Origin of the sequence: Pedobacter ginsenosidimutans (assembly GCF_001442625.1) — a bacterium.
In the GTDB taxonomy this organism is placed as follows: Bacteria; Bacteroidota; Bacteroidia; order Sphingobacteriales; family Sphingobacteriaceae; genus Pedobacter; species Pedobacter ginsenosidimutans.
Genome location: NZ_LMZQ01000004.1, coordinates 173,365 through 187,066, shown reverse-complemented (window position 1 = coordinate 187,066; position 13,702 = coordinate 173,365). Strand labels below are relative to the sequence as shown.

Genomic DNA, 13,702 nt, shown 5'->3' with positions numbered 1-13,702 from the left:
ATTAATTAGCAGAATGTGTTTCGAAAATGATTGAAAATATGACTTATTTTGTTTTAAAGTGCCATTATGCGCAATAGGAGCATGTTTTTGGTTGAGTAAGGAAGGTTGTACAGGGTTAAATGTTAAATAATGTTAATTTTTTAAGTTAAAATATGGTTTCATTTAGCTAAAAAGCTGTTAAATGGCAGTTAAAAAAGTTGATACTTTTAGTTGATAATCAAACCTAACTAACTAATCATCAATGGAAAAAACTTCTACAAGGCATCCGTATGTGAAATTTTTGACGGCAACATTCTTTTATTTACTCATTCCCTGGCTCGCTTTTGCGCAGAAAACAATAAAAGGTACCGTTTTAGATCAAAATGACAAACCCATCCCTGGGGTATCTATATTGGAAAAGGGGACAAAAAACGGTACTTCTACTAACAGCGAAGGCAAGTTTGTAATCGCTGTACAGAGCGATAAAGCTGTCCTGGTTGCCAGGATAGTTGGTTTCGTTACCGTTGAAAAAACAATTACGGCAAGCGGCATCATAAACTTTTCTCTCCAGGATGACAATAAGACGCTGGATGAGGTGGTACTTATTGGTTATCAGAAAATAACCAGGAAAAAATCTACGGCTTCTATTTCCAGTATTTCAGGCAAAGAGCTGGCAAATTTACCGGCTGCGAGCTTCGATCAACTATTGCAGGGTAGGCTTGCCGGTATAAATGTTCAAAATTTTAGTGGCCAACCTGGTGTAGCACCAACCGTTTCTGTAAGGGGTAACTCAACAGGTAGCACCAGTTACGATCAGATTAATACCGTAAGGTCACCACTATATGTGGTAGACGGGGTACCCCAAGCTTCTGATGATTTTGTTCCGCCTGGAACAGGTACTGGTACCAATTATCTGGCTGGTATTAATCCGAACGATATCGAATCAATCGATGTATTAAAAGATGCATCTGCCGCGGCCATTTATGGTTCGAGAGCAGCCAATGGTGTAATTTTAATTACAACAAAAAAGGGAGTAAGCGGCGATACAAAGATTAACCTAAGTAGTTATGTAGGTATTTCGCAGCGACCAGATTTACGCGAAGCCACTATTGGTACTACAGAACGCAGACAAAAAATGGAAGTTTTACAAAGACAACTCTCTTACGACCAGAAAAGACAGCTTCCTTACCTGCTTACCGATAGTTTGAACCCAGTGTTTAATGGAAATACAGACTGGCAGGACTTATTCTATCATGTCGCTAAAATAAACGATAACAACATCAGTTTAACGGGTGGTACTGATAACGGAATGACCTACCGTTTTAGCGGTGGATATTACAATGAGCAGGGGGTTGTAAAGGGTACCGGCGTTAAACGATACAGTTCCAGAATCAACTTATCAACAAAAGCACTCAATAAAAAATTGACGATCAATCCGCAATTTTATTATTCCAGAACCGATAGGGGAAGGGGCGGTGAAGATCCCAACAATCCTTTAAATCCAACCAGGTTGGGTGCGGGGAATTTACCTTCTTCATTACTCAATCTCTCACCGGAAAAACTCGATTTTTTTGTAAGCCCGAACAGCGAAAACACAGATAGGAATATCAGTAACCAGTTTGGCATCAACCTAAATTTAAGTTATGAGTTTAATAAACATTTTACACTAAACTCCCAGTCATCATACACAGCAGATAATCAGCGAAGAGATGGTAGTTTTAATAGTTTGTTAAACAATGGCTTAGGTAATAGTGCTACCAGTTTTTCTTCAAGCGGAATAGGTTTAAGAGCTTCTAATTATTTAAATTATAACGGTTCGCTCGATAAGCATTCGTTTAACGTATTAGTAGGGCAGGATATAGAATACAATCAGTATGAAAACACATTTGCCTCAGGCTTTGGTGGTGCTAACGATAATATAACAGTGGTAACTGGCTTTCAGCAGGCTAATATTAGGGCGTCATCGCAATATCGTGGACATGGACTGATTGCGTATTACAGCCGTTTTAGTTATGACTATGCTGATAAATATTTATTATCTGGTTCGATAAGGACTGATGGTTCATCCGGTTTTGGTGAAAACAACAAGTACGGCGTGTTCCCGTCAGTGTCTGTTGGTTGGATCTTATCGGAAGAAAATTTTATGAAAAACATCACCAATAATCCATTTACCCTGGTTAAAATTAGGGGTAGTTATGGTGTTACTGGTAATGAAAACCTAAATAACGCATACGTACAATACAATAAATACCTGGTTAATAATGGTGTTTTTGAGGGAAATGATCGCGATGTTTCGGGCTACGGTGGTGCCTCCTCTTACAATGGCGTTACGGTTATCACGCCAAATTTTTATAATGGTGTAGCGCAAAAGAATTTAAGCTGGGAAAAATCTACCCAATGGAATATTGGTACGGATTTGGAAATTCAAAATGGAAAATACGCAATTTCATTCGATGTTTATAATAAAGAGGTTAAGGATAAACTGTTTAACGTTGATTTGCCGGTTACCTCGGGTTACGATGTGGCTTTTACCAATGCCTTTTCGGTACGTAACTCAGGTATGGAATTTACTTTTAATGGCAATCTTATCAGTAAGCCATTTAGGTGGTATACCTCGTTTAATATTTCTTATAACAAAAACCAGATTATGAGCTTGCCTAATGGTGGTAGAGATATCATTTTGAGGGGTGATCGATTTGATAAAACGCATATTTTATCAGTGGGTAGTCCACTTAATGCATTTTACCTTTACCAAACCAAAGGCGTATTTTCCAGAAGCGGAAATATTCCACAAAATCCATTTACGGGCGAACGTTACCGAAATAGCAACGGTACTTTCAACGAAGGAGATTTTTATCTGGCCGATTTAGATGGCGATTATTTTGTAGATATTTTTAATGATGGCATTAATCCTGATAAACAGCCAATCGGCGATCCTAATCCTCGTTTTACAGGTGGTTGGACCAATAATTTTAGCTACAAAAATTTTTCGTTGAGTGTTTTTGCAACATTTACCCTTAAAAGAGATGTACTTAACTTATTTGATTCAGATCGTTTTGCAAATTCTCAAGATGGAAATGCGCTATACCAATTTGCCAGTTTCTCTACGCCAGATTTGGATAAATTAAACATCTGGAGAAACCCAGGCGATAATGCCGAATATGCCAAATACGATTTGGGGACTTATCGGTATTATTATACTGGTGCACAAACGTTTTTCTTAGAAAAAGGTGGCTATTTGAGGATAAAAAATATTACACTAGGCTACGATTTAGGTGCAAAAACTTTGAGTAAGTGGGGGTTAAGTCAATTTAAAGTGTTTGCTATGATAGATAATGTGCACATGTTCCAACAATCTAAAAAATTGCCAGATGCAGAGGCTGTAAACGGATATGGTGAGTATATCGGAACCGGATACCCGATTCCGAAAAAATATACTTTAGGTCTTCAAGTTCAATTTTAATACCATTAAGATGAAAAATATAATTACAAAACTCGGCATATTAAGCACTATAATCATTATATTAAGTACCAGTGCGTGTAAAAAGCTACTTTACGAAGAGCCTAAAGATGCACCATATGAGCAAACTTTTTGGAAGAACTCCAAAGATGCAAGGAGCGCCATGGCTGGTAATTACGCCTTGTTGCGCAATGCCATTACCAATAAAAATAACAGATACTACATGTATGGCGATGCCATTGCTAAAAATTACTTTACCATACAATATAATGGAGACGGGCTTGAAGGTATACAAAACGGCGACTTTACTTTTCAATATAACCTAAATACATTGGCTAATTATACGCTTTATTACAAAAGCATAGCCATGTCTAACCTCATATTGCAAAAGGCAGCTGGAATGACAGATGCACAATTATCCGAAGAAGATGATGCTACTGAATTTAGAAACAACATTTTAGGTCAGGCTTATTTTTTAAGAGCCTTGAGTTATTTTATGATGGTGAGGGTATGGGGCGATGTGCCAATAGTTACCGAAGCATACGAAGATCCGCTTAATGCACCTCAGTTGCCTAGAAAACCAAGAGCAGAGGTAATGAAACTGATAGAGGATGACTGCCATAAAGCTATTAATTTATTGGGTTGGACCTACGCCAGTAGCGGCGATGCAAAAGTAACCGCCAATAAAGGATCTGCTTATGCACTTTTAGCCCATTTGTATTTGTGGCGGGCAACTATGGCCGATGTAACAACCGATGCACCAAATTTGGTTGATGTAAATAGTGCCGATACAACCATTAATACTTTAATCAGCCGCGGAGGTTATACCTTAACCGATACTGCCAATTATAAAAATACTTTTATAGGCCGTTCTTCGGAAGGTATTTTTGAAATTAACATTAGCGAAAATACGCTTGAGGGCTCAGCTAGTTCAATAGGTGCACAGTTTTTAAACGGAAGCTATATTAATGGAAATGGCAACAACCCACGGCTTTATGTTGTACCAAGATATATAAATGATCATTTTTATACGGATACAGATATCCGGTATAAAAAAGGTTTTGATTTTACGCTGCCAGAAAAACCCATGTGCATTAAATACAGCAATGTAACTTACCGGAATCCGGGGCAAAAGTTAAACCCTTATCTAAGCAATAACATCATTATCTTTAGATTGGCCGATATGGTACTATTGAAGGCCGAAATCGCACTCTATAAAGGAGACGCTGCTACAGCTACCACCATTATCAATGCATTTAGAAGAAGGAATGACCCTGATCCGGTACTGGTGGACAATGGCTTGTCGGTAGATGAAGTAATGGATGAATATATTATAGAACGTGGAAGGGAAATGTTTTTGGAAGGACATTTGTTTTATGATTTGCTGCGGACCCGAAGATATGGTTTTATTGTAGACTGGCTTCCTGAAGCAAGATTTAGAAAAGAAGGCTTTTATTGGCCTTTAGATCCTGCTTTATTTAGGAATAATCCATATCTGAAACAAACTACTTATTGGTTGGGTAAAGTGTAAATAAATTAATCTTTAGATTAAAAATCATGAAAAATAATATTTTAATATATATAGCTATAGTCATAGTTGCCTTATCGGCATGTAAAAAAGACGACTATAAGCGCGATGGGGGGCCTAGTAACGCCTATGTGGATATGACCACCTACGACTATTTAAAGTCTAACCGGAATTTTGATTCGTTGGTTAAAGTGATTGATAAAGCGGGCTTAAAAGATATCGTAAATGGAGATGTTACCTTCTTTGCTTCCACCAATTATAGCGTTGCCGATTATGTAAGCGCAAAGAAAAACCAAAAGGCTATTGAAACAGGAAATGAAAATTTTAACTTCGGAATAAAAGATATTCCATCACAGGAGCTGAGCGATTCTTTAAAAACCTATCTGTTTGCAGGAAAAATGAACCGGGATCAGATTACGCTTGGGGGTAAATTATACAATAGTTTATTAGGTGTAATTCCAAACGTTCAATACCTGATAAAGTTTAGGCGTTCTTACGAGTATGGTCAGTATATAAATTACGTAGATTATGTTACCTATACCAAAGTGATTGGCACGCGTGATGATAAAGAGCCCGATTTGAATGCTATACCCGAAGATCAAAAAGATAAGGCTGTAGACGTCCAAACTTCTGGCATTATAACCAAAACAGGAATTGTTCATGTTTTAAGCGGAAATCATCGTTTGTTCTTTAATGCACAACCCTTAGGGAATTAACCATAAACTTTATCAAATATGAAAGTTAAATATATTTTAGGCCTATTGTTTTTGTTGAGCATATATGCCTGCACAAAAATTGAGAAAGGTTTCCAAAGCGATGCAATCCGATATAAAGACAATGATATCTTTGCCAAAAGAGGATTGATATTAGCTCAGTCTGACAGGATTAATGCCGATGGATCTACCCCACCTTATACATTTAAAATGTTAAACTTGCGAAAAGAAGACGGTTCTCCGGCACCGGCAGAATTTTCAAAAGAATACGAAATTTTAGTGTTTAAAACAGGAATGAATTTTGATCCGGAAACAGATGTTACACGTGAGCAACTGGATAAAAAAAGAGAATTGGTGAAGAGATTACCCATGTATTTTAATGAGAATAGCGGTCAGCTTACCTTTAACAAAGCATCGGCTAATTTACCCTTGGGTAGATACGTTTTTGATGTAGAGATGACCAATGCTACGGGTGTCAAGGTTTTTCCGAAACTGGCTACGATCAATGTTGTAGATCCAGAAATTGAAGATTTATTCGTTATCACAGATAATGTTGCTAACGGCTTTAATGATGTTACGGGTGTCGCAACGCCGATGAAAAACCCAATCATTACCTGTACCAAAATATCTAACAATGGTGCTAGGGCCATTTTAAAGATGGTTGATAAAAATGGTAAAGTTTTTAATCCTAAAGCAGGAGAAATTATAGCAAGGGGAGATAGGCCGATTTTTGAAAACTATGCTAAATTTAACCCGGTTATTCAAACTGATACCGCTATGATCTGTGATTTTGAGGTAGCACCGTTTCCTTTAACAAAATATGTTACACCAACTACCGATTGGGGTTTCTTAATGTATTACAGAATACCGAGTACCTTTATAAAGTCAATAGATGGCTTCCCGGCATCACCAGGTTTTTCTGTAAATCCAAGATGGTCGTGGCAATTGAAGCTCGAAGGCACTTATGTAATTCAGGTAAAATTCCCTGATGTAATCAAAAAATAGAGAAGAATACCATCTTTCCTAACAAGAAGATACCTTCATTTTTAATACAAGCCAAAAACGGCAATTTTCATATCGAAAATTGCCGTTTTTTATGAGGGGTAAACACAAAAGCCTCTTTTTATTTGATCAATATAACCTGTAAACTTAAAGGGCGTTCGGTTTCATTTGCAGGGCTCACCAAACCACCACAAATAATGTCATAATGATAACCCGCTGTAAAACTGGTGCTGGCGGAAGTAGCTTTAACTGTTCCTGATGAAGTTTCTTTTGCATCCAATGTATAAGTTCCTGCATCTACAGCAATAAAACCACTTGCACTTTTATAGGTTTTATTGGTAGCCAGCGTGGTAGTTGCGCTCGTTTTTGCCAGGTCTAAAGCAGGTGCATCAGGCGATAAATTGATAAAGCGGATGTAGGCTTTATCAGTTGATGGAATAGAAAGATCATCACTAATGGTATAAACATCTAATGCAGCCGGTTTATTAACTAAATAAGAAGAGTAATAGGTGCTTGCATTTAAAGTAATGGTTTTGGTTAACAAACTCTCTGCGCTACTGGCCGTTGTAAATTTTAAACTGTAAGCGCCTGCGGTATAAGAAAGATAAGCAGCAGAGCCTCCAAATGGTAAAGCTGCTGAATTAACCATGCTGCCATTAAAGTAAGCATTGTAGGTAGCCAAAGAAGGTGATGCATTGATTACCCTTAAATAAGATATGTTAGGATCGGCAGTTTCGGTTTTTTTACATGAAGTGAGTGCTGTAAAAGCAATTAGAACAAATAAAGGGATCGATTTGAAATGAAAGGGAGTAAAATTCTTCATACAGTTAAAATTTGATTTAATATTTAAGGAGTATCCATAAAACGATAGCCAGATCGCATTCGCTACAGACATACAAATATTGAGTTTAAACCGTATTGCTGGATGTTAAATGATGTTAAGCAGATGTTAAAGTTTGTCGCATTCTTTTAACAATGTTAAAATTGGCAGTAGAACCTATAACTGAAATGTACGATACCCGATTTTTTTTAAATTTATAAGTGGCCTCAATACTTGTTTAAGTCAGATTAGTTCAATAAAATTGAAAGCTTAACATAAAAAAATGATGATATTATTGTGTAACTCGATTTTTATTTAAACCTTTGCACCTCAATAGAGTTAAAGCCGTTTTAATACGCAAGAAATGATTAAACAAATTTTACATAAACTTTCTGTTTCCACAGCACAAAATGTGTCTGGAAAAGGTGTGTTTATTAATCATTTTCAGCCCGTGTTTTATTATCCCACAAGCCGGCAAAATTTCACTCCACGTATTTAGTACCTACACTAAACGTAACGAGGAATTGATCCTCTCTAAAAACCCAATTAACAAGAATACTTATAATTTTTCGTTAGAAAACGAATGGATATTAACGAATTTATAGTGCAGGTTGCACTTCCTGAACATCGTGTATTTGCAGAAGAAATAGTAACCGAAATGGCAGAATCGGCAAAAGCTCGTGGAACAGGGATTGCTAAGCGTTCGCCGGAATATATTTCTAATAAAATGCAAGAAGGCAAATCAGTTATTGCTTTCCATAAAGATGGCTCTTGGGCAGGATTTTGCTATATAGAAACCTGGAGCCACGGACAGTTTGTGGCCAATAGTGGTTTAGTGGTAAGTCCTAAGTACCGCAAAGCGGGATTAGCAAAAGCCATTAAAAATGAAATTTTCGGTTTGTCGAGAAAGTTGTACCCAAAGGCCAAAATATTTGGTTTAACAACAGGTTTGGCCGTAATGAAAATCAATTCAGATTTAGGCTACGAGCCCGTAACCTACAGCGAACTTACCCAGGATGAAGAGTTTTGGAAAGGCTGCCAAAGCTGCGTAAACTTCGAAATTTTAAAAATGAAGGAACGCAAAAACTGTATGTGTACGGCTATGCTTTACGATCCGGCTGAGAAGAAACATGAGGTAGCCAAGCAATTTGCCGAAGAACTGCAAAAGAAACCCAAATTATACGAGCGCTTTATGCGCATTAAACAGCGTTTAGTTGTTAAACCTAAGCCAAAAAACGGCTTAAAAGCCCTTTTATTTTTATTTACCTTTTTATTTAAATAGCATGAAAAAAGTTGTTTTAGCATTTAGCGGAGGCTTAGATACCTCATTTTGTTGTATTTACCTGGCACAAGACCGTGGATTAGAAGTTCACTCGGTAATTGTAAATACTGGTGGTTTTTCTGATGAAGAGTTACAGGAAATTGAGAAAAGAGCATATGCTTTAGGCGTAAAATCGCATGCTGTTGTAGATGAAACTGAAAGTTATTATGAAGGGTGCATTAAGTACCTGGTTTTTGGTAACGTATTAAAAAATGCTACTTATCCATTATCGGTAAGTGCAGAGCGTGTTAGTCAGGCAACAGCTATTGCCAACTACGTGAAAAAAATTGGTGCAGATTATGTAGCTCATGGTAGTACCGGTGCAGGTAACGATCAGGTACGTTTCGATATGATCTTCAATATCCTTATCCCAGGGGTTGAAATCATTACTCCAATTAGAGATTTAAAATTATCCCGCGAGGCGGAAATAGAATATTTAGCACAACATGGTGTAGAATATAGTGCAGAAAAAGCAAGATATTCGATCAACAAAGGTTTATGGGGAACTTCGGTAGGAGGAAAGGAAACTTTAACTTCTCACGAAACCTTACCAGAAAGCGCCTGGCCAACCCAGGTTTCTGAAACAGAATCGCGCAGGGTAGAATTAACCTTCGAAAAAGGCGAACTGATTGCTATTGATGGTGAAAAATTAGCACCTGTTAGGGCAATCCAGAAATTACAGGCAATTGCTCAGCCTTTTGGCATCGGTAGAGATATCCACGTTGGTGATACCATTATTGGGATTAAAGGTCGCGTAGGTTTTGAGGCTGCTGGCCCCATTATCATTATCAAAGCACACCATACTTTAGAAAAACACACCTTAACCAAATGGCAGTTAAGCTGGAAAGAACAACTATCCTCTTTCTATGGTAACTGGTTGCACGAAGGTCAGTTCCACGATCCGATTATGCGGAATATTGAGGCTTTTTTAACTGATACACAAAAATTTGTGAGCGGTAAAGTATTTGTAGAGTTGTTGCCATACCGTTTCCAGATCATTGGTATTGAATCTAACCACGATTTAATGAGCAATAAATTTGGTAGCTATGGCGAAATGAATAACGCATGGAGTGGAGAAGATGTTAAAGGCTTCTCTAAAATATTTGGTAACCAGGTAATGATCTGGCATAAAGTAAATAACGAAGCATAGCTTCAAAGGCTGAAGGTAAAGGGTTTAAGGTTTATGGCTGCATAGCATAAACTTTAAGCCTTAAGCCTCAAATCCTAAACCTTTTTAAATATGAAAATTAAAGCAGGAATAATTGGTGGTGCGGGTTACACCGGAGGCGAAATGTTACGTATTTTGGTTAACCACCCGAATGTTGAAATTGCTTTTGTAAACAGTACAAGTAATGCCGGAAACTTAATTTCTGATGTGCATACTGATCTGATCGGCGATACAGATTTAAAGTTTGTAAGCGATATTCCGCAGGATATCGATGTGCTTTTCCTTTGTGTTGGCCATGGCGATGCGAAAAAGTTTTTGGCTGCTAATCCAATTAACGATAACATTAAAATTATCGATTTGTCTCAGGATTTCAGGTTGCATGCAAATGCCAGCTTTTCGACCAAAGACTTTGTTTACGGATTACCCGAACTAAACCACGATAAAATTAAAGTAGCTAAAAATATTGCTAACCCTGGCTGTTTTGCAACTTGTATTCAATTGGGCTTGTTGCCTTTGGCTTCAAAAGGGTTGATTCAGAATGAGGTTCACATCAATGCTACCACCGGATCTACCGGTGCAGGACAGAGTTTAGCTACCACTTCGCACTTTAGCTGGAGAAACAACAATCTTTCGATTTATAAAGCATTCGAACACCAGCATCTGAATGAGATTACCGAGAGTTTGTTGCAGTTGCAACCATCACTTTCTGAAGCTTTAAGTTTTATCCCACAGCGTGGTGCATTTACCAGAGGTATTTTGGCTGCGATGTACCTGGAAAGTGATTTAAGTTTAGAAGAAGCGCAAAATATTTACGAAGCATATTATAGTGCCCACCCTTTTACGCATGTAAGCCGGAAAAACATCGATCTAAAACAGGTTGTGAACACCAACAAGGCATTGGTACATATAGAAAAACACGGTGGTAAATTATTTATCATCAGTATCATTGATAACCTGTTAAAAGGTGCCAGCGGACAAGCGGTTCAGAATATGAATTTAATGTTCGGCTTGGATGAAACAGCAGGACTTAAGTTAAAAGCCGCTAATTTTTAAATAGGGTAAAGGGTGTAGGGTTTAAGGCGTAAGGTAAAGCAATGAGAGATTACAAAAAAACTTGACGTTTGGAAGAAATCACATGAGTTGAATATGTTCATAAAGAAAAATATTTCGACACAATTTCCAAAAGAAGAGCGGTTCGAATTAACCTCGCAACTTACCCGGGCTTCCTTATCTATACCCTTGAATATTGTTGAAGGATGTGGAAGATTTACAGATAAAGATTTTGCACATTTTCTTGATAATGCTTTAGGTTCTGCCAACGAGATAGATTATTGTTGTTTATGTGCTTCTGAATTAAAGTATATAAGTGAAGATGATTATCTAAAAGTGAACCAATCAATTAACGAAGTTAGGGCAATGCTAATTTCATTTTTAAAATTTTTGAGAAGTGGAGGGAAAAAACCTTAAACCTTACACCTCAAACCTTATACCTCAAAAAATGCAACTATTCGACGTTTACCCACTTAACGATATAGAAATAACCAAAGCAGCCGGCAGTAATGTTTGGGATGCTAACGAACAACAATATTTAGATTTATATGGCGGTCATGCTGTAATTTCAATCGGCCATACTAACCCACATTATGTAAACCGCTTAACCGATCAGTTAAATAAGGTTGGTTTTTACTCTAACTCGGTGAAAATTCCTTTGCAGGTTCAGCTTGCAGAATTATTGGGAACAGTTTCTGGTAAAAAAGACTTTCAGCTCTTTTTATGTAATTCTGGAGCGGAGGCAAATGAAAATGCCTTAAAATTAGCTTCATTTTATAACGGAAGAAAAAAGGTAATTGCTTTTACAGGCGCTTTCCACGGACGTACATCTTTGGCAGTTGCCGTAACCGATAATCCTAAAATTGTAGCACCTGTTAACCAGACCGAAAATGTAATCTTTTTGCCTTTTAATAATGAGGTTGCGTTAGAAGAAACTTTTAAAGCACAAGGCAATGAAATTTCGGCCGTTATTATTGAGGGCATTCAAGGTGTTGGCGGGATCAAAGAAGCTTCGAAGAGTTTCTTGCAGAAAATCCGTTCACTTTGCGACGAATATAATGCGGTTTACATTGCCGATAGTGTACAATGCGGCTACGGACGTACCGGAACGTTTTACTCACACGATTATTCCGGGGTTGAAGCAGATGTTTATACCATGGCAAAAGGAATGGGTAACGGCTTTCCGGTGGCAGGGATCTCTATTGCACCTAAATTTAAACCTTGGCATGGAGAGTTAGGTACAACTTTCGGTGGTAACCATTTAGCTTGTGCTGCGGCTTTAGCTGTTTTAGAAGTGATGCAACAGGAAAATCTGATGAAAAATGCACAAGAAGTGGGAAGTTACTTAATTACCGAATTGAAGAAATTTGAGCAGGTGGTAGAAGTACGTGGCCGTGGATTAATGATCGGTATCGAATTACCTGCCGAACTGGCGCATGTTAAAAAAGAATTATTATTTACATACCATATTTTTACCGGCGAGGCAAAACCGAATGTGATCCGTTTATTGCCGGCCTTAAATTTAACAAAAGCACATGCTGATGAGTTTTTGGCAGCTTTTAGTAAATTGGTGAAATAATAAAAAAACATTCATTTAAAATTAGTGCAAGCTTATTTTATTGAAATTTTTAAGAGCAGGTGAAGGGAAAACCTTAAACCCAACACCTTAAACCTTATACCTTAATATGAAACTTTTCACTTCCGTACACGATGTTCCAAGCATCAAACAGTTTGTAAATGATGCGCTAGCGTTAAAGGCGAATCCTTATGCGCACCAAGATTTAGGTAAGAACAAAACCTTAGGTTTAGTTTTTATGAATCCAAGTTTACGTACCCGGTTAAGTACCCAAAAAGCGGCCTTAAACTTAGGTATGAATGTAATGGTGATGAATCTGGATAAAGAAGGCTGGGCTTTAGAAACACAGGATGGTGTGGTGATGAATGGTTCGACAGTTGAACATATCCGCGAAGCTGCTGCGGTGATGGGCCAATATTGCGATATTTTAGGCTTGCGATCTTTTCCAAAACTGAATAACCGCGAGGAAGATTATAGCGAAGATTTCTTCAATAAATTTGTGAAATATTGTGCGGTACCTGTGGTGAGTTTAGAGAGTGCAACACGTCACCCTTTACAAAGCTTTGCCGATATTATTACCATTCACGAAACCTGGACAAAGAAACCCGATGGACGCAAACCAAAGGTAGTTTTAGCCTGGGCGCCTCATGTAAAGGCTTTGCCTCAGGCGGTACCAAATTCTTTTGCAGAGTGGATGTGCAAAGCTCAGGGAGAAGGAATGATCGATTTTACCATTGCCCAACCAGAAGGTTACGAGCTTTCGGAAGATTTTACGCCTAACGCCGATATTCAATATAATTTAGAGGAAGCTTTAGCCGGTGCTGATTATGTGTATGTGAAAAACTGGAGTAGTTATAAAGAGTATGGAAAAGTGTTAACTTATCCTGATGGCTGGATGATGAATAATGAAAAATTAAAGTTCACAAACGATGCGAAAGTGATGCACTGTTTGCCAGTTCGTCGTGATTTAGAATTATCATCAGAGATTTTGGATGGACCAAATTCATTAGTTATCCACGAAGCAGGTAACCGTTTATGGGCGGCGCAGGCGGTGATAAAAGCCATGTTGGAGGAATTGTAAATCA

The 13,702-nt window shown here is 37.8% G+C and carries 11 protein-coding genes; 10 read left to right on the top strand and 1 reads right to left on the bottom strand.

The genetic code is table 11. From position 1 onward, the window contains the following. Positions 1-241: 241 nt before the first annotated feature. Genes ASU31_RS07895 through ASU31_RS07880 form a run of 4 tightly spaced genes read left to right on the top strand, consistent with a single transcriptional unit; the run spans position 242 to position 6,685 of the window. Entirely contained in the window at positions 242-3,442 is a 3,201-nt protein-coding gene (locus tag ASU31_RS07895; protein ID WP_057931821.1) for a SusC/RagA family TonB-linked outer membrane protein, read from the top strand. A 10-nt stretch (positions 3,443-3,452) separates the two neighbouring features. Next, positions 3,453-4,970, top strand: coding sequence for a RagB/SusD family nutrient uptake outer membrane protein (locus ASU31_RS07890; protein WP_057931820.1), 1,518 nt, complete (start codon positions 3,453-3,455; stop codon positions 4,968-4,970). 26 nt (positions 4,971-4,996) lie between these two features. Further along, on the top strand, positions 4,997-5,683 hold the full coding sequence (locus ASU31_RS07885; RefSeq protein WP_057931819.1) for a hypothetical protein: 687 nt from the start codon (positions 4,997-4,999) through the stop codon (positions 5,681-5,683). Between the two features lie 18 nt (positions 5,684-5,701). Continuing rightward, positions 5,702-6,685 (top strand): DUF5007 domain-containing protein, encoded by a 984-nt coding sequence (locus ASU31_RS07880; protein WP_057931818.1) that lies wholly within the window; start codon positions 5,702-5,704, stop codon positions 6,683-6,685. A gap of 118 nt (positions 6,686-6,803) precedes the next feature. Here the strand turns inward: ASU31_RS07880 and ASU31_RS07875 are convergent, their stop codons facing one another. Continuing rightward, positions 6,804-7,505 carry a DUF4397 domain-containing protein gene (locus tag ASU31_RS07875; RefSeq protein ID WP_167346165.1) on the bottom strand — a complete coding sequence of 234 codons (702 nt, stop codon included), beginning with the start codon at positions 7,503-7,505 and terminating at the stop codon, positions 6,804-6,806. A gap of 580 nt (positions 7,506-8,085) precedes the next feature. Here ASU31_RS07875 and ASU31_RS07870 point away from each other — a divergent pair. The 6 genes from ASU31_RS07870 (at position 8,086) to ASU31_RS07845 (ending at position 13,698) form a co-directional block, all read left to right on the top strand. After that, positions 8,086-8,784: an N-acetyltransferase gene (locus ASU31_RS07870; protein WP_057931816.1), complete on the top strand. Its 699-nt coding sequence runs from the start codon at positions 8,086-8,088 to the stop codon at positions 8,782-8,784. A 1-nt stretch (position 8,785) separates the two neighbouring features. After that, positions 8,786-9,973 carry an argininosuccinate synthase gene (argG, locus tag ASU31_RS07865; protein WP_057931815.1) on the top strand — a complete coding sequence of 396 codons (1,188 nt, stop codon included), beginning with the start codon at positions 8,786-8,788 and terminating at the stop codon, positions 9,971-9,973. Between the two features lie 90 nt (positions 9,974-10,063). Then, on the top strand, positions 10,064-11,044 hold the full coding sequence (gene argC / locus ASU31_RS07860) for an N-acetyl-gamma-glutamyl-phosphate reductase (protein ID WP_057931814.1): 981 nt from the start codon (positions 10,064-10,066) through the stop codon (positions 11,042-11,044). A 93-nt stretch (positions 11,045-11,137) separates the two neighbouring features. Next, a complete protein-coding gene (locus ASU31_RS07855; protein WP_057931813.1) occupies positions 11,138-11,458 on the top strand; it encodes a four helix bundle protein in 321 nt (106 codons plus the stop codon). A gap of 31 nt (positions 11,459-11,489) precedes the next feature. Further along, on the top strand, positions 11,490-12,620 hold the full coding sequence (locus ASU31_RS07850) for an aspartate aminotransferase family protein (RefSeq protein WP_057931916.1): 1,131 nt from the start codon (positions 11,490-11,492) through the stop codon (positions 12,618-12,620). A 106-nt stretch (positions 12,621-12,726) separates the two neighbouring features. Beyond that, on the top strand, positions 12,727-13,698 hold the full coding sequence (locus ASU31_RS07845; RefSeq protein WP_057931812.1) for a Rossmann-fold NAD(P)-binding domain-containing protein: 972 nt from the start codon (positions 12,727-12,729) through the stop codon (positions 13,696-13,698). The last annotated feature ends 4 nt before the right edge of the window (positions 13,699-13,702 follow it).

Coding starts and splice junctions, on each gene's coding strand:
- ASU31_RS07895 (WP_057931821.1), top strand. CDS start 242: ATGGAAAAAACTTCTACAAGGCATCCGTATGTGAAATTTTTGACGGCA.
- ASU31_RS07890 (WP_057931820.1), top strand. CDS start 3,453: ATGAAAAATATAATTACAAAACTCGGCATATTAAGCACTATAATCATT.
- ASU31_RS07885 (WP_057931819.1), top strand. CDS start 4,997: ATGAAAAATAATATTTTAATATATATAGCTATAGTCATAGTTGCCTTA.
- ASU31_RS07880 (WP_057931818.1), top strand. CDS start 5,702: ATGAAAGTTAAATATATTTTAGGCCTATTGTTTTTGTTGAGCATATAT.
- ASU31_RS07875 (WP_167346165.1), bottom strand. CDS start 7,505: ATGAAGAATTTTACTCCCTTTCATTTCAAATCGATCCCTTTATTTGTT.
- ASU31_RS07870 (WP_057931816.1), top strand. CDS start 8,086: ATGGATATTAACGAATTTATAGTGCAGGTTGCACTTCCTGAACATCGT.
- argG (WP_057931815.1), top strand. CDS start 8,786: ATGAAAAAAGTTGTTTTAGCATTTAGCGGAGGCTTAGATACCTCATTT.
- argC (WP_057931814.1), top strand. CDS start 10,064: ATGAAAATTAAAGCAGGAATAATTGGTGGTGCGGGTTACACCGGAGGC.
- ASU31_RS07855 (WP_057931813.1), top strand. CDS start 11,138: ATGTTCATAAAGAAAAATATTTCGACACAATTTCCAAAAGAAGAGCGG.
- ASU31_RS07850 (WP_057931916.1), top strand. CDS start 11,490: ATGCAACTATTCGACGTTTACCCACTTAACGATATAGAAATAACCAAA.
- ASU31_RS07845 (WP_057931812.1), top strand. CDS start 12,727: ATGAAACTTTTCACTTCCGTACACGATGTTCCAAGCATCAAACAGTTT.